This is a genomic window from Isoptericola variabilis, from assembly GCF_050311655.1.
Taxonomy (GTDB): Bacteria; Actinomycetota; Actinomycetes; order Actinomycetales; family Cellulomonadaceae; genus Isoptericola; species Isoptericola variabilis.
In genome coordinates, this window is the sequence record NZ_JBNOZM010000006.1 from 267,373 (window position 1) to 286,527 (window position 19,155).

At 75.5% G+C, this 19,155-nt stretch carries 17 protein-coding genes; 3 read left to right on the plus strand and 14 right to left on the minus strand.

All coding sequences use genetic code 11. From position 1 onward, the window contains the following. Both ACQP60_RS15105 and ACQP60_RS15110 read right to left on the minus strand, forming a co-directional pair. Positions 1-1,035 (minus strand): transglutaminase domain-containing protein, encoded by a 1,035-nt coding sequence (locus tag ACQP60_RS15105; RefSeq protein ID WP_429734217.1) that lies wholly within the window; start codon positions 1,033-1,035, stop codon positions 1-3. 53 nt (positions 1,036-1,088) lie between these two features. After that, on the minus strand, positions 1,089-1,634 hold the full coding sequence (locus ACQP60_RS15110) for a nucleoside deaminase (RefSeq protein ID WP_429734219.1): 546 nt from the start codon (positions 1,632-1,634) through the stop codon (positions 1,089-1,091). 57 nt (positions 1,635-1,691) lie between these two features. Between ACQP60_RS15110 and upp the strand changes: the two genes are divergently transcribed. Next, positions 1,692-2,327: a uracil phosphoribosyltransferase gene (upp, locus tag ACQP60_RS15115; protein WP_429734221.1), complete on the plus strand. Its 636-nt coding sequence runs from the start codon at positions 1,692-1,694 to the stop codon at positions 2,325-2,327. 21 nt (positions 2,328-2,348) lie between these two features. Here the strand turns inward: upp and ACQP60_RS15120 are convergent, their stop codons facing one another. After that, positions 2,349-6,278, minus strand: a complete 3,930-nt coding sequence (locus ACQP60_RS15120; RefSeq protein WP_429734223.1) for a sigma-70 family RNA polymerase sigma factor — start codon at positions 6,276-6,278, stop codon at positions 2,349-2,351. 218 nt (positions 6,279-6,496) lie between these two features. On the opposite strand from ACQP60_RS15120, the gene ACQP60_RS15125 reads away from it, so the two are divergent. Beyond that, complete coding sequence (locus ACQP60_RS15125; RefSeq protein ID WP_429734225.1) at positions 6,497-7,288, plus strand: hypothetical protein; 792 nt, start codon at positions 6,497-6,499, stop codon at positions 7,286-7,288. 25 nt (positions 7,289-7,313) lie between these two features. Here ACQP60_RS15125 and ACQP60_RS15130 read toward each other — a convergent pair whose 3' ends face one another. From ACQP60_RS15130 to ACQP60_RS15170, 9 genes are all read right to left on the minus strand, one after another. Beyond that, positions 7,314-7,622, minus strand: a complete 309-nt coding sequence (locus ACQP60_RS15130) for a DUF1540 domain-containing protein (RefSeq protein ID WP_429734227.1) — start codon at positions 7,620-7,622, stop codon at positions 7,314-7,316. A 166-nt stretch (positions 7,623-7,788) separates the two neighbouring features. After that, positions 7,789-8,214 (minus strand): heat shock protein transcriptional repressor HspR, encoded by a 426-nt coding sequence (locus ACQP60_RS15135; protein WP_429734229.1) that lies wholly within the window; start codon positions 8,212-8,214, stop codon positions 7,789-7,791. Between the two features lie 34 nt (positions 8,215-8,248). After that, positions 8,249-9,250: a DnaJ C-terminal domain-containing protein gene (locus ACQP60_RS15140; RefSeq protein WP_429734231.1), complete on the minus strand. Its 1,002-nt coding sequence runs from the start codon at positions 9,248-9,250 to the stop codon at positions 8,249-8,251. 110 nt (positions 9,251-9,360) lie between these two features. Beyond that, a complete protein-coding gene (grpE, locus tag ACQP60_RS15145) occupies positions 9,361-9,987 on the minus strand; it encodes a nucleotide exchange factor GrpE (RefSeq protein WP_429734233.1) in 627 nt (208 codons plus the stop codon). Continuing rightward, positions 9,984-11,867 (minus strand): molecular chaperone DnaK, encoded by a 1,884-nt coding sequence (gene dnaK / locus ACQP60_RS15150; protein WP_429734235.1) that lies wholly within the window; start codon positions 11,865-11,867, stop codon positions 9,984-9,986. Before dnaK ends, grpE begins: the two co-directional genes overlap by 4 nt. A 225-nt stretch (positions 11,868-12,092) precedes the next feature. Beyond that, positions 12,093-13,043 (minus strand): cold-shock protein, encoded by a 951-nt coding sequence (locus ACQP60_RS15155; protein WP_429734237.1) that lies wholly within the window; start codon positions 13,041-13,043, stop codon positions 12,093-12,095. 104 nt (positions 13,044-13,147) lie between these two features. Continuing rightward, complete coding sequence (locus ACQP60_RS15160; RefSeq protein ID WP_429734239.1) at positions 13,148-13,633, minus strand: GNAT family N-acetyltransferase; 486 nt, start codon at positions 13,631-13,633, stop codon at positions 13,148-13,150. An 86-nt stretch (positions 13,634-13,719) separates the two neighbouring features. After that, positions 13,720-14,397 (minus strand): histidine phosphatase family protein, encoded by a 678-nt coding sequence (locus ACQP60_RS15165; protein WP_429734241.1) that lies wholly within the window; start codon positions 14,395-14,397, stop codon positions 13,720-13,722. 4 nt (positions 14,398-14,401) lie between these two features. Then, positions 14,402-15,694, minus strand: coding sequence for an MFS transporter (locus ACQP60_RS15170; RefSeq protein ID WP_429734243.1), 1,293 nt, complete (start codon positions 15,692-15,694; stop codon positions 14,402-14,404). 72 nt (positions 15,695-15,766) lie between these two features. On the opposite strand from ACQP60_RS15170, the gene ACQP60_RS15175 reads away from it, so the two are divergent. Further along, on the plus strand, positions 15,767-16,660 hold the full coding sequence (locus ACQP60_RS15175) for a LysR family transcriptional regulator (protein ID WP_429734245.1): 894 nt from the start codon (positions 15,767-15,769) through the stop codon (positions 16,658-16,660). Here the strand turns inward: ACQP60_RS15175 and ACQP60_RS15180 are convergent. Next, positions 16,645-17,343 (minus strand): response regulator, encoded by a 699-nt coding sequence (locus ACQP60_RS15180; protein WP_429734247.1) that lies wholly within the window; start codon positions 17,341-17,343, stop codon positions 16,645-16,647. The genes ACQP60_RS15175 and ACQP60_RS15180 overlap by 16 nt on opposite strands. Next, positions 17,340-19,073: a sensor histidine kinase gene (locus ACQP60_RS15185; RefSeq protein ID WP_429734249.1), complete on the minus strand. Its 1,734-nt coding sequence runs from the start codon at positions 19,071-19,073 to the stop codon at positions 17,340-17,342. Before ACQP60_RS15185 ends, ACQP60_RS15180 begins: the two co-directional genes overlap by 4 nt. Positions 19,074-19,155: the final 82 nt, after the last annotated feature.

The window sequence follows — 19,155 nt, forward strand, 5'->3', positions numbered from 1 at the left end:
TCAGGGGGCCGGGGCCCACCGGGTGGTGCGCTCCGCCAGGTCGGTGATCCCGACGCGGCCGGAGGGCGAGAGCGTCGTGACCCGCCCGCGCGCGGCCCACCGGCCGGCGTAGCGGTCCGCGAGCGCCGCCTCCGCCGCCGCGTCGCCCGCGTCGGCGGCGACCAGCAGCGCGGCGACCTCGTCGGCCAGCGCGTCGAGCTCGTCGGACGACGGCTCCGGCGCTGACGCGTCGCCGTCCGCCTCCTGCGCCCAGAGCTCCGCCACGCCGGGGACGTCGTCGGGCGTGGCGCCCCACACGTCCCACAGCAGCACCTCGTCGCGCATCCGGTGCGCGAGCTCGAGCAGCACGTAGCCGCGCACGAAGTCCTTCCCGCCCAGCTGCGGCAGCCCGGGGTCCACGCCGTACGACGCCGGGTCCACCTCGCCCGCGCGGACCGCCCGCCACACCTCCGCCGCCGTGGGGAACGGCGACCCCGGACCCGTGGGCATGTCGCGCACGTCGAAGCCCCAGGAGCTGTCGGGCGTCAGCTCCGGGTCCCAGCGCACCCACCGGCCGCCGCCCGCGCCGTCGTCCGCCCAGTGCTCGACGACGACGTGGTCGTGGAAGAACGGCGGCTCGAAGTACCCCGCGAAGCCGATCCGCGACCGGGCGGGCACGCCGTGCGCGCGCAGCACGCCGAGCGAGAACAGCGTGTGGTCGCGGCAGCAGCCGGCGACCTGTCGCGGCAGGTCGCGGGGCGCGTCGAGCGGGCCGGCCTGCCGGGCGACGGCGGTGTCGAGGATCGTCGCCAGCCACCGCTGGTCGATGTCGGCGCGCTGGGCGTCGGTCAGCGCCGGACGGCCGGCGCGGTAGTGCACGATCGTCGCGCACGCCGCGGCCCCCGTGGCGGCCGGAGTCGGCGCGACGGCGCGGAGCAGGTCGGCGTGCGGGCCGGGGTCGGAGTACGCGCTGTGCCGGGCGTAGTCCGCCAGGGTCGGTGTCGTCGCGCGTCCCGTCGTGGCTGTGCGCCTCGTGCCAGTGCCCGTCGTGTCCATGCCGTGGTGACCTCCGTCGTCGTGGGGACTCATCGGCCCGCACGGCGTCGTCGTCAGCGGCGGGACTCGAAGAAGTCTCGCAGGATTCGGCCGCACTCGTCCTCGCGCACGCCGCCCACGACCTCGACGGCGTGGTTGGCGCGCTGGTCGCGCACCAGGTCCCAGACGGAGCCGGTGGCGCCGGCCTTCGGGTCCCAGGCGCCGAGGACCAGCCGCTGCACCCGCGCCGCGACGAGCGCGCCCGCGCACATGACGCACGGCTCCAGCGTGACGACGAGGGTGCAGCCCTCGAGCCGCCACTCGCCGCGCGTCGTCGCGGCCTGCCGCAGCGCGAGCACCTCGGCGTGCGCCGTCGGGTCGCCCGTCTCCTCGCGGCGGTTGCGGCCGAGCCCGACGAGCCGGCCGTCCGCGTCGACGACGAGCGCCCCCACGGGCACGTCGTCGCTGGCCAGCGCGTGCGACGCCTCGTGCAGCGCCAGCCCCATCAGCGCGTCCCACACCGCACGCCGCTGGCTGACCGTGTGCGGCGGGAACTCGCCGTCGGCCCAAGGGAGCGCGAGGCCGGAGCCTGCGGGGCCGGGCGCGGCGTCGGACGTCACAGGTCCCAGGCTAGCCGCGGGAGGTGCCCCGGGCTCTCACGCCGGTACCGTGGGGCCATGCGCCTGCACGTCGCCGACCACCCGCTGGTGGACCACAAGCTCACCGTCCTCCGCGACGAGAACACCCCGTCGGCGACGTTCCGTCTCCTCGTCGACGAGCTCGTGACCCTGCTCGCCTACGAGGCGACGCGGCACGTGCGCACGGAGCCGAAGGAGATCCGCACCCCGGTCACCACGACCACGGGCGTGCGCCTCAGCGACCCGAGCCCCATCGTCGTGCCGATCCTGCGGGCCGGGCTGGGGATGCTCGAGGGCATGACGCGCATGATCCCGACGGCGGAGGTCGGCTTCCTCGGCCTGCAGCGCGACGAGTCCACCTACGAGGCCGTCACGTACGCGAACCGCCTGCCCGACGACCTCACCGACCGGCAGGTCTTCCTCCTCGACCCGATGCTCGCCACCGGCGGCACGCTCGTCGCGGCCATCGACTACGTCCTGGAGCGCGGCGCCCGCGACGTCACCGCCGTGTGCCTGCTCGCCACGCCCGAGGGGCTGAAGGTGCTCGACGACGCGGTCGGCTCGCGCGTGGACGTGCAGATCGTGGTGGCCGCCGTCGACGAGCGGCTCAACGACCAGAAGTACATCGTCCCCGGCCTCGGCGACGCCGGGGACCGGCTGTACGGCATCGTCTGACGGGTCCCGGGCCTGCGGGGCTCAGCGGTACTCGCAGTCGCCGACCCGCTCCCACGCCCGGCCCCACCCGTGGCCCTGCCCGTGGCCGTGGCGCCGGTCCTGCGCCCCGTCCTTGCCCACGTACCGGTAGTTCGCGCCGCGCCACGACGCGACGTCGCCCACGGCGTACTCGCCGCCCCGGCGCACCCGGTCCGCGCACCAGCCGGTCGTGCCGGTGAAGGGCTCGACGACGAGCTCGACCGACCAGTCGCCGGCCCGCACGGTGTAGGTGGCGCCGTCGCGCCCCCGCACGGTGCCGCCGTCGGCGGTCACGCTCTTCCGCGCGGGCACCGTCACGTCGACGGACGCGCCGTTCGAGCCGCGCACGGTGAAGTCCTGCGGCACCGACGACCCGGTGTTGTCGAGCACCACCGTCACCGGCCGGGTGGACGTGGAGCGCCGCCGCTCCTTCTCCACCTGCACGGCGCCCGGGTCCAGCCGCGCCTGCGGGTCGACGACGACGCACGACACGGCGTCGTGGTCGACGGTCCGATCCACGGTCCGCCGGGCGCCCTCGATCTCGCGGCCGAGCCGCACGGTCACCTGCCCGGCCTCGGCCGTCAGCCCGCCCGGGGCGGTGCGGAGCGTGGCGGTGGAGCCGGGCTCGACGGCCGTCCCGTCCCCGCCCCCGAGCGCCGCCGTCCACGCGACCGCGCCGCGGTTGCGCACGGCGACCTCCACCTGCGCCTGGTCGTCGACGCAGCGCGTGGCGGCGGAGACGTCCACCGCGTCCGGCCAGCTCACGGTCGCGCAGCTCTCGAACGCCGGGACGTCGACGGTCGCGAGGGAGCGCCCGTCGGCGGTCAGTGCCAGGGTGCGGGTGCCCCACGGCACGGACACCGTCAGGGCGCCCGTCGCCCCGGCGCCCACCGTCGCGGACCGCCCGTCCCCGGCCCCGCCGGTCACCGCGAACCGCACGGCGTGCGTGGAGCCGGTGTTGTCGACCGGCACGGTGACCGTGCGCCACGACGTGTCGGCGGCGTCGTCGAACCGGCACGCGGCCGCGGTGAGCGTCACCGGGCCGCCGACGGCGGGGGCGAGCGTCGCGGCGTCGTACGACGCCGTCGGGGCGACGGCGGGCACGACACCCTGCGCGGGCTCGTCGCCGTCGCGGTCGGCCACCCACCGGTACAGCCGGAACTCGGCGGCCCCCGCGCCGAGCGCGGTGCGGTCGGTGGCGGCGACGAACGTGGCGCTCTCTCCCGCGGCCACCCGCTGCGGCTCCGTGGTGACGCCGGCGGCCGCCATCTCCACCCGCATCGCCTCCGTGCCGGTGTTCGTCAGCGTGCCGCGCACCTGCAGGAGGCCGTCGACGTTCGTCGTCTGCGCGGAGGTCGCCACGTCCCAGCTCGGGTCGTAGCACTCCGCGGAGGAGTGGTTCCCGGCGGGCACGCTGGTGCGGTACGTCTCGCCGGCCAGCGTCGTCGCGACCGACCAGGTGGCGCCGCCCGCGGGCACCCGGAGCCCGTCGGGCACGCGCACGGTGGCCGACTCCCCGGGCGCCACCGACCGCGCGGCCGGGGCGGAATCCCCGGCGGCCTCGAGGCGGACCGTGAGCGTCTGGTCGGTGAGGTTGACGTAGGTGCCCTCGACCACCGCGGACGCGGTGCCCACCCCGCCGACGGCCTCGCACCGGGCCTGGACGGCGCGCGCGCCGGACGCGGCCCCCGCCCAGGACCTCGCGACCGTCACGGCCGCGCTGCCGCCCACCGTGTGGGGGGAACCGGGCAGCTGCGGGACGGCGGCGACCGCCACCGCGCCCGGCGCCGCGGAGCCGTCCGCCACGACGCGCAGCCGCACCGACCGCTGCTCGCCGGGGGCCAGCGGGGCCGCGTCGGGCCGGGCCACGCAGGTCCAGACCGCACCGCCGTCGCCCGCCGCGCCCGGCACGCACACGAGGTCGCCGTCCGACGCCACCGGCCGCAGCCCCGCGGGCACGTCCAGCTGCACGGACCAGGCGGTCGCGGGCTGGTCACCCGTGTTCCGCACGGCGACGGGCACCCACGCGGCGCCCGGGTTGGAGACCGGGACCGCGTCGCCGGCGGAGGCCGTGAGCTCCGCGCCGAAGGGCCGCACGGTCGTCGGCGGCAGCGCCACGTCCTGCCGGCCGACGCCGTCCGCCCAGACCGCCGCGCCGATCGGGTAGCTGCCGCCGGCGCGTGCGCGCACCGGCACGGAGACGTCGCGGGACTCACCGGGCTCGAGGGTGCCCACCGTGCAGCGGGCCGTCCGGCCGGTGGCGTCCGCGGGGGCGCACGACAGGGCTCCGCTGGCAGCGGAGGTGGTGCCGGGTGCGGCGCCGGGGCCGGCCGGGGTGGCGAGGGCGTCGGGCGCGGCCAGGGGGTCGCCGGCGGCGGCGCCCGCCGGCGCCTGCGGCAGCGCCAGGTCGACCCCGTCCGGCAGGGCGACCTCGACGACGGTCGAGCTCGCGGCCGCCTTCCCGGTGTTGCTGACGGTGAGGACCAGCGGCTGCGCCGTGCGGGGCTCGAGCGGCGCCGAGGCCGCGGCCACCTGGAGGCTCGCCACGGGCGCGAACAGCGTGGTGCCGAGCAGGTTGGTCGGGCTGGTCGGGTCGGCGATGGGCTCGACGGGGTCGTCGTCGGCCGGCTGGACCGCGCCGTCGCCGGGCTGCTCCCCGGGCGGCGTCCACGGGGCGCCCTGGACGGTCACCGGCGCCGGCGTGAGGACCGGCGGCTCCTCGCTGCCGCCGAGCGCGTTGAGCACCGTGACGACCCCCACGGTGGCGACGGCGACCGCGCTCGCGGCCGCGGCGACGCCCGCCGTGCCGACCGCCGCACCCGCGGCGGCCGCCGTGCCCGCCGTCGCCACCGCGGTGGTCCCCGCCGTCGCGGCCGTCGCCGCGGTGGCCGTGGCGGCTCCCGCCGCCGTCGTGCCCGCGGACGCGACCGCCGTCGTCCCGGCCGCGGCGCCCGAGAGCCCCGCGCCGCCACTGATGCTCGCCCCACCGACGGAGGCGGCCCCGACGGTGCCGCTCGCGGCCGTGCTGGTGCCCGCGACCGTGCCGATGCTCCCGCCACCGACGAAGCTCCCGGCGCCCGCGGTGCTCCCGGCGGCGGCGACGGCGCCGCCGAGCGCACCACCGATGGGGAGCGCTCCCACGACTGCGAGCCCTGCCAGCCCGACGACCAGCGGGGCCACGACCGCCCGCATCCCGTGGGCGATGTCCCCGAGCTCGAGGACGAGCGACCGGCACTCCGCGCACGTCTCGAGGTGCGCGTCGACCTTCGCGACCTCGCGCCGGGCGAGGCCGCCGCGCACGTACGCGCCGAGCAGCGGGTTCACCGCGCGGCAGCCGTCGGTGGGCGCGTGGGTCAGGTGCTCCTGCAGGTAGCCGACCCGCAGCCCCTCGCGGGCGCGGTAGGCGAGCGCGGACACGCCGTTGGGCGTCAGCCCGAGGATCGGGGCCACCTCGGCCGGCGCCCGGCCCTCGATCTCCGTGTACCAGAGCACGGCCTGCCAGCGCTCCGGCAGCGCCTGGTAGGCGTTCTTCACCACGGAGTGCTCGAAGCCCTCGAACGTGGCGACGTCGGTGGGGTCCACGAGTCCGAGCGCCGCCTCGAACGTGCCGTCGTCGGACGTCGGGCGGGTGCGCTTCACGCCGCGCGCGAGGTCGGCGGCGAGGCGCCGCACCACGGTGAGCAGGTAGGCCCGGAACGTCGCGTCGGGGCCACCGCCGTGCTGCAGCACGTCGAGCACCCGGTGGAACGCCTCGGACACGAGGTCGTCCGCGTCGGCCGACGACCGCACGTACTGCCGGGCCACGGCCCGCGCCGCCGGGACGTGCCGCGTGTACAGGGCTCCGAACGCCTCGAGGTCTCCGCCGCGCACGTCGAGGATCAGCTCGGCGTCGCTGCGCGCCGAGTCGTCCGACCCCACGTAGACGTCCGTCATGGCCGACCTCGCTCTGGCTGCCCTGCGCACCCGACCGCGCAGACTCCCGTACTCTACGTGCTCCCCGCCCGGCCCCCGGGGTGAAATTCCCCAGGAATAGCGCAGGATTCCCGCAGTTTTCCGTGCCTCAGGCAGCGGAGAGGGCTATCCCGGGGCACCTACCGGTGAAAGTGGCGGACAACTGCGTCATGATGGCTACCCATGGCGGTCCCATCATCATGAACCGGTCCACGAGCGGCCCCCGCGGCGCGCCCGAGAACGATGCGCCCGAGCACGTCTCCGAGGTGATCGACCGCTGGCGGGCGACGAGCCTCGCCGAGGTGTGGCTGCGTCCCGACGACTGGTACCACCCCGCCGTGGACGCGCTCGTCGAGGCCTTCGACGACGGCCGCTCCCCCCACGCCGCCGCGCACCGCCTGGGCGCCGCGCGCGGACGGGCGGGCGTCGGCCTGGGCGAGACGCTGGACGACGTCGAGTGCCTGTACCGCTCCGCCCACCGCCCGCCGGACCCCGACGCGATCCGCGCCGTGGCCGTCGGCTGGGTGCGCGGCCGGGACTCCGAGCCGGCGCTCGGCTCGCTGCGCGACCCCAGCTCCGGGCTGCCGACCCGGGAGTACCTCGCCGAGCGGCTGCGCGAGACGTACGGCGCCGCCGTCGGCGCGGAGCCGGGGGTGCCGGACACGCACTGCCTCGTCGTCGTCGACGTCGCCGTCGACGGGCTCGCCCCGTGGGACCGCGCCGCGCGCTCCGCGACCGTCGGCCGCGCCCTCGAGCAGGTCTACGGCGAGGGCCACCCGATGGCCGCCCTCGCCGACGGCGTGTTCACCGTGCTGGCCCGCCGCGACACGGGGGTGCCCGACCTGGCCAAGGCCACCCGCGGGGTGGTGGAGCGCAACGCCGCGCTCATGGGTCTCGGGGACGTGCTGAGGCGCCCCACCCGGGTGTGGGTGGAGCGCCTCCCGACGTCGCACGCGGCCGCCGTCGAGCTGCTGACGCAGCTGGCCCGGTAACGGCCGGCCCGGGTCGCCGCGCGGGTCAGCCCCGCGCGTAGGTGAGGCAGTCGGCGTGGCTCTCGTCGTCCGGGCCGGGCCCGACGCGGATGGCCGACGCCGCGCACTCCAGGTCGCTGTTGTGGACGCAGTCGCCGCGCTGGCACGCGCCCACGTGGGCGACGACCTTCTCGAGGCCGCCCTTGGAGCTCAGCGGGATGAACGTGGCGCACGCCGCGTCGCCGCTGTGGCCCGCGATCGTCACCGCCCCCGCATGGCAGCCGTGGTCGTGGTTGTAGCCGCAGCCCTCGACCGTGCACTCGGTGACCTCGGGCATCTCCATCAGCGTGCTCATGGTGCGCTCCTCGCCGCTCGACGCCGGCTCTCGCCGCCTTCGACCACGATATTCCTCGCGCACGAAAATGCACAGCGAATGCAAGAAGGAATTCACGCCTGATCGAATAAGGAACGCCTTACCGATTGCCTCGCGAATTAGCCAAGAATTGCGTTGCGGAAAGTCGTCAGGCGCGGCGGTGGGGGCGCCACAGCACCAGGGCGCCCTCCTCCGCCTCCAGCTCGGCCCGCTCAGCGCGGCGCACGCGCTGGCCGCGGCGCACGACGACGACGTCGCCCGTCGTGCCGGCGGTGAACACGCGGCCGCCCGGCTGCATCGCCAGCGCGGCGAGACGACTCTCGAGCTGGGCGACGTGCTCCTGCAGGTCGAGGATGCGCCGGATGCCGGCGAGGTTGATGCCCTCCACCTGCGCGAGTCGCTGCACCTCGAGGAGTCGCGCGACGTCGCGCTGGGAGTAGCGGCGGCCGCGGCCGGCGGTGCGGCGCGGCGTGACCAGCCCGAGGCGGTCGTACTGCCGGAGCGTCTGCGGGTGCATGCCCGCGAGCCGGGCCGCCTGCGACACGGTCAGCACCGGCGCGTCCTCGGTGACCATCGCTACCTCCCTCGCCGCCGCACGACGCGCCGCGTCATTCCGCCGCGCGCTGCGCGAGCCCGGCCCGGACGTCCTCGTGGTCGCTCTCGGCGGCGAACGCCTCGAGCGCCTCCTTCGCCTTCTTGCTGAGCTTCTGCGGCACGGCCACCTGGACCGTGACGAGCAGGTCGCCCTGCGTCTTCGCGGCCTTCACGCCGCGGCCCTTGACCCGAAGCACGCGGCCGGTGGGCGTGCCCGCCGGCACCTTGAGCCGCACGGTGTGCCCGTCGAGCGTCGGCACCTCGACCGTCGTGCCCAGCGCGGCCTCCGCGAACGTCACGGGGACGGTCATGCGCAGGTTCGCGCCGTCGAGCGTGAACACCGGGTGCGGCGCGACGTGCACGGTGACCACGAGGTCGCCGGCGTCGCCGCCGCCCGAGCCCGGGCGACCCTTGCCGCGGATGCGCAGCTTGCGGCCGTCGTTCACCCCGGCGGGGATCTTCGTCTTGACCTTGCGGCCGTCCACCGTGAACTCCACGGTGGCGCCCTCCACGGCCGTGCGGAACGGCAACGTGGTCTCGGCCGCGACGTCCGGGCCCTTCTGCGGCGTCGTGAAGCCGGCGCGCTGCCGACCCCCGCGGAAGCCGCCCTGGCCGCCCAGCATCGAGCTGAGGATGTCCTCGAAGCCCCCGGCCCCGCCCTGCGGGTACTGCTGGTAGCGCACGTTCGGGCCGGCGCCGCCGCCGAACATGGAGCCGAAGACGTCCTCGAACCCGTTGCCGCCACCGCCGCCTGGCCCCGCCGCGAAGCGGGCACCGCCGCCGGCCATGGCGCGCACGGCGTCGTACTGCTGGCGCTGCTCGGAGTCGGACAGCACGGCGTACGCCTCGCCGATCTCCTTGAACTTCGCCTCGGCCGACGCGTCCCCCGGGTTCTGGTCCGGGTGGTACTGGCGCGCGAGCTTGCGGTACGCCTTCTTGATGGCCGCGTCGTCCGCGTCCTTGGGGACGCCGAGCGCGGAGTAGAAGTCCTTCTCGATCCAGTCCTGACCTGTCACGACGCCCCCTTCCTGGTCATGCTCGTGATCTCATCATCCTCGTCGAAAGGGCCCGGGCGGGGCACGCCGGTCTCGGCACGCCCCACCCGGACCTCCCTGTCACTCGTTCGTCACTCGGGCCCGACGACGCCCACGCGGGCCGCGCGGACGACCCGCTCACCGATGCGGTAGCCGGGCTCCACCACCATCGCGATGGTGGTCGCCGTCGCGTCGGGGTCCACGTTGTGCATGAGCGCCTCGTGCAGCGTCGGGTCGAACTCCTCCCCGACGACGCCGTAGCGCTCGATGCCGAACTTCGCCAGCGACGCGTCGAGCTTCTCCGCGATGGCCGCCATGGGCCCGGACAGCTCGGCGTGCTGCTTGGCGCGCTCGATGTCGTCGAGCACCGGCAGCAGCGCGACCAGCACGTCCTGCGTGCCCTGGGTGCGCGCCGCCTCCTGGTCGCGCAGCGACCGGTTGCGGTAGTTCGTGAACGACGCCCGCTCGCGCTGCAGCGCGTCCAGGTGCTCCGCCGCCTCCGCCTTGGCCTTGAGGACCTCGGCGCTCTCGGCGGCCTCGCCCTCGGGCTCGAAGTCGAGCGCCGCGAGCGGGTCGGGGCTCTCGGGCGTGCCCTCGCCGCCGGACGGCTCCCGGGCCGCCCCCGACTCGGGGTCGACCTTGCGCTTGTCCGTGAACTGGAACGGGGTGTCCCCCGAGCCTTCCGGCTCGGGGGTTCCCGGCGTGTTCTCGTCCGTCACTTCTTGTCGTCCTCGTCGTCGACGATCTCGGCGTCGACCACGTCCTCGTCGGGAGCGGACGTCGCGCCCGCGGCGGCGGTCGCGTCGTCCTCGGCCGCCTGGGTGTCACCCGCGGCCTGCTCCTGCTCGGCCGTGGCGTAGAGCGCCTGGCCGATCTTCTGCGAGGACGCGCCGAGCTTCTCGTACGCGGTCTTCACGGCGTCGGCGTCCTCGCCCTCCAGGGCGGTCTTGACGCCGGCGATGTCCGCCTCGACCTCGGTCACGACGTCGGCGGGGAGCTTGTCGCGGTTGTCCGCGATCTGCTTCTCCATCGAGTACGCGAAGGCCTCGGCCTGGTTGCGGGTCTCCGCCTCCTCGCGACGCTTCTTGTCCTCGGCGGCGTGCTCCTCGGCGTCCTTCACCATGCGGTCGATGTCCTCCTTGGGGAGGGCCGACCCGCCGGTGATCTTCATCGACTGCTCGGTGCCCGTGCCACGGTCCTTGGCGGACACGTGCACGATGCCGTTCGCGTCGATGTCGAAGGTGACCTCGATCTGCGGGACGCCGCGCGGCGCCGGGGCGATGCCGGTGAGCTCGAACGTGCCCAGCGGCTTGTTGTCGCGGGTGAACTCGCGCTCGCCCTGGAAGACCTGGATCGCCACGGACGGCTGGTTGTCCTCCGCCGTGGAGAAGATCTCGCTGCGCTTGGTCGGGATGGCCGTGTTGCGCTCGATGAGCTTGGTCATCACGCCGCCCTTGGTCTCGATGCCGAGGGACAGCGGGGTGACGTCGATGAGCAGGACGTCCTTGCGCTCACCGCCGATGACGCCGGCCTGCAGGGCCGCGCCCACGGCGACGACCTCGTCCGGGTTGACGCCCTTGTTGGGCTCCTTGCCGCCGGTGAGCTCCTTGACGACGTCGGTCACGGCCGGCATGCGGGTGGAGCCACCCACGAGCACGACGTGGTCGATGTCGGAGACGGAGATGCCGGCGTCGCGGATGACCGCGTGGAACGGCGCCTTGGTGCGGTCGATGAGGTCCTGCGTCATCTGCTGGAACTGCGCCCGCGTGAGCTTCTCGTCCAGGTGGACGGGGCCGTTCTCGCTCATCGACAGGTACTGCATCGAGACGTTGGTGCTCGTCGCGGACGAGAGCTCCTTCTTGGCCTGCTCGGCCGCCTCGCGCAGACGCTGCAGGGCGATCTTGTCCTTGGACAGGTCGACGCCCGAGGTGTTCTTCACCTGCTTGATGAGGTGGTCCACGATGCGCTGGTCCCAGTCGTCGCCGCCGAGGCGGTTGTCGCCGGACGTGGCGCGCACCTGGATGGTGGAGAAGTCGTCCTCGTCCTTGCCGACCTCGAGGAGCGAGACGTCGAACGTGCCGCCGCCCAGGTCGAAGACCAGGATGAGCTCGTCCTCCTTGCCCTTCTCCAGGCCGTAGGCGAGGGCCGCCGCAGTGGGCTCGTTGACGATGCGCGTCACGTTGAGGCCCGCGATCTGGCCGGCGTCCTTGGTCGCCTGGCGCTCGGCGTCGTTGAAGTACGCCGGGACGGTGATGACCGCGTCGGTGACGGGCTCGCCCAGGTACTCCTCGGCGTCGCGCTTGAGCTTGCCGAGCACGCGCGCGGAGATCTCCTGCGCGGTGTACTTCTTGTCGTCGATCTCGACCGACCAGTCGGTGCCCATGTGGCGCTTGACCGACGAGATGGTGCGGTCGACGTTGGTGACCGCCTGGCGCTTGGCCACCTCACCGACGAGGACCTCGCCGGTCTTGGAGAACGCGACGACGGACGGCGTCGTGCGCGACCCCTCCGCGTTCGCGATGACGGTGGGCTCGCCGCCCTCCAGGACGGCGACCACCGAGTTGGTGGTACCCAGGTCGATACCGACTGCTCGAGCCATGTGTGCTGCCTCCATGCGTACGTCCGGGCGCCTGTGCGCCCGAGGTTGAGTCAACTGCACTCAACGTAAATCTCGGCGTCCGCGCCTCGCAAACCGTGGGCGCCAAAGTTGAGTCTGTTTGGCTCAACCTTGCTCCGGGCGTCGATATTCCCGCAGGCAGGCCCGGCTGTTCGCCGTGAGCGAACAGCCGGGGCGGCCCGAGCAGCCTGGTGGTCTGACCGGTGCTCAGATCAGCTCGACGCGGTCGGCCTGCGGCCCCCGGTCGCTCTGGCGGACCTTGAACCGGACCCGGTCGCCCTCCTCCAGGAACTCGGCGTCCTGCACGACCGACACGTGCACGAACAGGTCCGCGCCGCCCGCGTCGGGCGTGATGAAGCCGAAGCCACGGTCCGCGTCGTAGCGTGCGACAGTGCCCTCGCCCCCGCGCACCGGACCGCCGGACGCGGCGGGGCGGCCCGACCGGCCACGGTCACGGTCCCGGTCGCGGTCGCGTCCCGCGCCCCCGCGCGCACCGGCGCCGCGCACGAGGCGCACGTCGCGGGCGTTCGGGCCCTTGTCGCCGTCGACGACGTCGAACGTCACGCGGGCGCCCTCGGAGAGGCCCGTCAGGCCCGGGCCGAGAGCGTTGACGTGGACGAAGACGTCCCCGCCGCCCGCGTCGGGCGCGATGAAGCCGAAGCCCTTGACGTCGTCGAACCAGGACACGGTGCCGTCCCCGCCGTCCGAGGACGGCGCCGCCGCCTCCGCCGCGAGGGGCAGCAGGTGGTCGGCCTGCGGCCCCTTCTCGCCGTCGACGACGAGGAACGCCACCCGCTGACCCTCGGAGATCGCCCCGCCGGTGACGATGGCCGAGCTGTGCACGAAGACCTCGCCGCGGCCGCCGTCGGGGGTGATGAAGCCGTACCCCTTGGCCGGCTCGTACCAGGCGACCGTGCCGAGCACGCCCACGGGCGCGTCGGCGGCCCGGTCGCCCGTGACCCGCACGCGCCGCGCCTGCGGGCCGCGGTCGCCCTCGCCCACCTCGAACTCGACGGCCTGCCCCTCGCGGAGCTGCTTCGGCCCGTCCTCGCCGACGATCTCGGACGCGTGCACGAACAGGTCCTCCGCCTCGTTCCCGAGGTCGATGAAGCCGAACCCTCGGTCGGCGTCGAACCATCGGACTGTTCCCTGGGGCACTTCAGACTCCTCGTCTCGCTGACATTCCTGCCCCCAAGTGTCTCCCGGGCGGCGCCACCGGCAGCACCGCGGACCCCGTCAGCGGCGCCGGGTCCGCCGAACCGTCAGAGCGGCTTGCGCATCTGCTGCGTGACGACGGCGTAGCCCGCCGAGTCGTACAGCGCCACGGCCGCGGCGTTGCGCCCGAAGACGTTGAGCTCCAGGGCCGTCGCGCCCGCCCGCCGGGCGGCGTCCTCGGTCGCCGTCAGGAGCGCTCGGCCCAGGCCCTGGCCGCGCCGGGCCTCGACGACCTCGATGTCGTAGAGGAACGCGATCCCCGCCGTCGCGTGCGGCGGGTCCAGCGCCACCCAGCTGCGCCCGACCGGCTCCCCGTCGGCATCGACGGCGAGGTTGACGAGCATCCGCTCCGTGGCCGGACCCTGCGGCAGCAGCCGCGCGGACTCCTCGCGGGCGCGCCGCACCGCCCCCTCGTACGGCCACCGGCCCGCGGCGACCTGCTCCGCCGCGTAGTCCTCGGCCAACGCGTCCTGCCACTCGTCGAACTCGGCCGCGGTCATCGGGCGCAGCGTCACGGTCGTCATGAGCAGCATGCTGGCACCCTTCGCGCGTCGACGTAGCACCTGGTGACGCTTCCTCGGCACGAAGCGTCACCAGGTGCTACGTCGACGGGCGTCTGTCACTCGTCGACGGGTTCGCCGGTCGGGTCGTGCGCGACGACGGCGTCGAGCAGCGCACCGCCGACGGGCTCGCGGTGCCACTCCACGAGCTCCCAGCCGGACTCCGGGTCGCCCTGGACCTCGATGAGGCCGGTGTTGGCCAGCGGGGTGTGCGCCAGCTCCTCGACGTCGAGGCCGCGGACACGGGCGCCGGACCACGAGCGGATGGCGGCGCCGTGCGAGACGGCGAGGACGACGCCGCCGTCGCGGGTCTCGCGACTGACGGTGCTGAGCGCCGCGACGGCGTCGTCGAACCGGGCGAGGAACTCGTGCCCGTCGGGCCCGCCGGGCATGCGCCGCGAACGGTCGCCGCGCGACCAGGCAAACACGGTCTCGAGGTAGGTGTGGTGGTCGTCGAAGGCGGAGGACATCTCCAGGGAGCCCGCCTCGACCTCGCGCAGCCCGTCGAGCACCGAGGGCCGCAGGTCGCGGGCGGCGGCCAGGGGGCCGGCGGTGTCCGAGGTCCGCACCAGCGACGACACCGCGAGCGCGTCGATCCGCCGCCCCTCCAGCGCGGCCGGGACGGCGGCAGCCTGCTGCTCGCCCAACGGGGTCAGCCGGGGGCCGGGCGCCCCGGTGTCGAGCAGCCCCGCCACGTTGGAGGGGGTCTGACCGTGTCGCAGCAGGAGGAGACGCATGCCCCTAGCCTGCGGCATCGACGCCCTCGCGGACGACCTGCGCCCGCCCCTGCAGCGCGTCGGTCGGGCCCACGGCGCGCCGGCTGCGGTCCCGGAGCCGCCTTGCGGCCCCCATCCCGACGACGGCGACCGCGACTTGCACGACGCCGGTGGCGACGAGCGCGGGCCCCGCGCCCACCCACCCGATGACGGCGCCGCCGACGAGCAGCCCGAGCGACGCGCCGCCCGAGTGCAGCACGGTCTCCGCGGTGAACGCCGCGCGCCGCTCGGCCCCGGACGTCTGCTCGCTGATGAGGGCGTTGAGCGCGGCGATCCCGAACGGCGTCGCCAGCCCGCCGACGGCCGCCACGAGAGCGACGCCCGCCACGCTCGGCACCACCGCCGGGAGCGCCGCGAACGACAGGCCGAGCACCGCCCAGGTGCCGACCGCCGTCGCGAGGCGCGGCAGCCGGTCCACGACCAGCGGCGCCGCCAGCGACGCGGCGACCGACGTCGCCCCGTACCCGCTCATCCCGGCCGCGATCAGCGCGCCGGGCATACCGTGCTCGACGCCGAGGACGGCCAGACCGAGGCTGAAGCCGAACCAGCACACCCCGCCGACGCCCGCCGCGACGATCCCCACCGCGACCTGCGGGTGGGCGCGCAGGACGGCGAGCGCCCGCGCCGTCCGCTCGACGTTCCCGGCGCCCCGCACGCCGTCGGCCCGGGGCACGCCGAGCATCGCCCCGGCGGCGACGAGGACGACGGCGGCCTGGCACCACAGCAGGGGCTCCGCACCCCACGCCACGACCAACCAGGCGCCCAGGGGCGGCGCGAAGATCATCGACACGCGGTGAGCGAGGTCCTGCCACGCGAGCCACCGGGCCGCCGTCGCGCCGGCCCCTTCACCCCTCCCCGCCGCGGCGCCGTGCCGTCCCGCGTCCGCGAGGTCGGCGACGAGCGCGCGCTCGGCGGGCCCGAGGAGGGCCCCGGCGACGCCGGTCACCAGGCCCGACGCGCACAGGCTGACCGCGCCCACCTGGCCGACGAGCGCCGCGACCGGCACGATCGCGAGCCCGGCGACCTGGACCAGCATGACGACGGCGAGCGCCCGCCCGGACACGAGCCGCTCGCGCAGGCCGCGGCCCCACCAGCCCACGGTGAGCAGCGGCAGCCCGGACATGCCGCCCACGAGCCCGGTGGCCCACGCCTCCCCCGTCTCGGCGAGCGCCACGAGCGGCAGCGCGACGGCGGTGATCCGCGCACCCACCCAGGTGAGGAAGGTGATCGCGGTGAGGATCAGCAGGGGACGACGCATGCCTCGATCCTCGGCAGCCGCGGCCGCCGCCGGTAGACGGCGACGCAGGCACGTCGCTCATACACTGAGGGCATGACCTCCCGTCTGAGCGTGGACGACCTGCTGCTCGCCGAGGCGGTCGCGCGGCACGGCTCCGTGGGCGCGGCCGCGCGCGAGCTGCTCGTCGCGCAGCCGTCCGCGAGCCGCCGCCTGTCCGCCCTGGAGCGCCGCCTCGGCACACCGCTGTTCGACCGCGACACCACCGGCGCCCGGCCCACGCCTGCCGGCCGCGAGCTCGCCCGCCTGGCCGCCGGGCTCCTCGCCGACCTGGACGCTTTGCCCGACCAGGTGCTCGCCGCCGTCGCCGCGCCTTCGCTGTCCGTGGGCACCATCCAGGCGCTCAGCCCGATGGTGCTCACCGCCGTCGAGCTCGAGCTGCCCGAGGTCACGATCCTGCCGGAGGTGGACCACGGCCCGAACCTCGTCCGGCAGGTGCACGAGGGCACGCTGGACGCCGCGATCGTCACCGTGGCGGAGCAGATGGCGGTGCCGCGCGGGCTGCAGCGCACGCCGCTGGGCGAGTCGCCGCGGGTGGTCGTGCTGCCCGACGGCGTGGCGCCGCTCGCCGCGGGGAGCCGCCCGTTCGCGGGGCGCACGGTCGTGTACAGCCTCATCGACCTGGCCGGCGAGACCACGCACCGGCGCCTGTCCGCGCTGGGCGCCGTCCCGCGCCGCGGCCCCACCACCGAGGCCACGCTCCGCATCGCGCGCGAGCTGGGCTGCCCCGCCCTCGTGCCCGAGCTCACCGCCCGCTGGTACGCCGCACCGGGCGACCGGGTCGTGCCGTCACCGGTGCCCGGGGCCGTCCGGGTCACGCTCGTCACCCGCACACCGCGGCCCGCCGCGCTGACGGACGCGCTGCCCCGGATCACGGCGCGCGTGCTGGGCGACGCCGGACCGGAGGGAGCGGCTCAGCGCAGCCGGTAGCGGCGCTCGGGGCGCCCCGCGGTGCCGTAGTTGAGGCGCACGGCGGCGCGGCCCGTCGTCGCGAAGTGCTCCAGGTAGCGACGCGCGCTGACCCGGCTGACGCCGACGGCGTCGGCGCACTCGGTGGCGCTGAGCTCGGCGCCGTCCGCGAGGGCCGCGAGGACGGCGTCCGCCGTCTCCGGGCTGAGGCCCTTGGGCAGGGGTGCGCGCGGCGTCGCGGCCTGCGGCGGGCGGGCGAAGACGGCGTCGATGTCGGCCTGGATGTCGGCCGGGCTGCCCGCCACGCCGTCGTCGTCCAGGCCCTCGAGCGCCGCCCGCGAACGACGGAACTCCTGGAGCCGCGCGGTGAGATCCTCCGAGGCGAACGGCTTGACGAGGTAGTGCGCGGCCCCGCCGGCCGCCGCGGCGCGCACGGTGTCGGCCTCGCGGGCGGCGGTGATGACGACGACGCCCAGGTCGTGGCCCGCCGCGCGCAGACGGCGCAGCACCTCGATGCCGCTCATGTCGGGCAGGTGCACGTCGAGCAGCACGAGGTCGGGGCGCAGGGTCTCGACGGCGGCGAGCGCGTCGGCGCCCGAGTGCGCCTCGCCGACCACCCGGAACCCCGGAACCCGCTCCACGAAGCGGCGTTGGATGGACGCGACCATGAAGTCGTCCTCCACCACCAGCACGTCGAGGCTCACGCCTGCTGCACCCCCTGATCGGTCCGTCCGGTGCCCGTGACGGTCTGCGGCAGGCGCGCGATGAACACGGCGCCGCTGCCGTCGCGACCGTTCTCCTCGCCGTCGCGGGCGCCGCCATTGTGCACCGTCACGTGGCCACCCCGGCGCTGCGCCAGCACGTGCACCAGCGCGAGACCCACGCCGCGGCCGGTGGCGCCGTGCGGCTTGGTGCTCCAGCCGCGGCGGAAGATCGCGTCCGCCTGCTCGGGCGGCACGCCCGGCCCGGTGTCCGCGACCTCCACGAGGACGTCGTGCGCCGGCCCGTCCAGCGCCAGGCGCACCCGGACCATGGCCGGCGCCGTGACGCCGCGCGCGTCGGGGCCCGCTGCCCACGCCGCGGCGTCGACGGCGTTGTCCACGAGGTTGCCGAGCACGGTGCCCACGTCCGCGGACAGGTCGGGGTCCAGGCGGGGCAGCGCGCTGCCCGGGTCGACGACGAGCTCCACGTGCCGCTCGTCCGCGAGCGTCGCCTTGGCGATGAGCAGCGCCGCCACCGCCGGGTCGGCGACCCGCGTCGTCACGACGTCGCTCAGGTCGGCCCGCCGCCGCGTGAGCCGTTCCACGAACCGCCCCACCTCGTCGTACTCCCCCAGCTCGATGAGCCCGGAGACGGTGTGCAGCTGGTTGCTGAACTCGTGCGTCTGCGCGCGCAGCGTCTCGGTGACGCTCTCGCGCGCGTGCAGCTCGCTCTGCAGCGCCAGCAGCTCGGTGCGGTCGCGCAGCGTGGTCACCGTGCCGGACGGGCGGCCGTCGTGCAGCACCCGGCGCCGGTTGAGCACCAGCACCGTGTCGCCCGCGACCAGCACGGCGTCGTGCACCTCGTCGGTGCCGCGCAGCAGGTCGAGGACGGCGGGGTCGAGGCCCAGGTCCTCCAGACGGCGGCCCGTCGGGTCGGGCGCGTCGGCCGGGATCCCGAGCAGCTCACGCGCGCTGTCGCTCATGAGGCTCACCGCGCCGTCGTCGCCCACGACGACGACGCCCTCGCGGATCGAGCGCAGCACGCCCTCGCGGTGGTCCGCGAGCGCCGCGATCTGCGCGGGCTCCAGGCCGCGCGTGCGTCGCTTGACCAGGCGCGCCAGCAGCCACGACCCCGCCGCCGCGAGCGCGGTGCCGATGCCGAGCACCACGAGCACGTCGCCGCCGGCGTCGGAGAGCCGCTCCGTCAGGGGCGGGTACGGGTCGGCCAGCACGACGACGGCGACCGGCTCGGGGGCGCTCGGCTCCGGCGCCGGGTCGCTGCCGCCGTACACCGGCACCCACGCGGCGATCGAGCGCCCGGCCACGTCGGCGACGTCGCCGCTGCCGGCGCGTGTGGCGGCGTCGGCGGGCAGGTCGAGCCGCTCCCCCGTACGGGTCGGGTCGGTGGCGACGAGGATCCGGCCCTCGGGATCGGTGAGGTAGGCGTTGCGGGCGTCGACGTAGGCCGCGCGGGTCTGGAGGTAGAACGCGAGCGCCTGGGTGTCGGGGGCGTCCGCGGCGAGCGTGGCCTGCACCGCCGGGATGCCGGCGAGCCCCTCCGCCGCGACCTCGAGGCGGTCCGCGCGGTCGTCGCGGAACGCGGCGTCGGCCTGTCCCAGGAAGACGACGGCGGCCGCGGCCACGACGACGAGCAGCACGGCGAGCTGCAGCGCCAGCACCTGACCGCCGAGCGTCAGGTGGCGCCGGGAGCCTCGCGCACGTCGTGACCGCAAGTTCCACAACCTCCTTTGGTTGCCCAATGATGACGCGCCCCGCACGCACCTGTGACGATCTCACCCGGGGCACAGCCGCCCC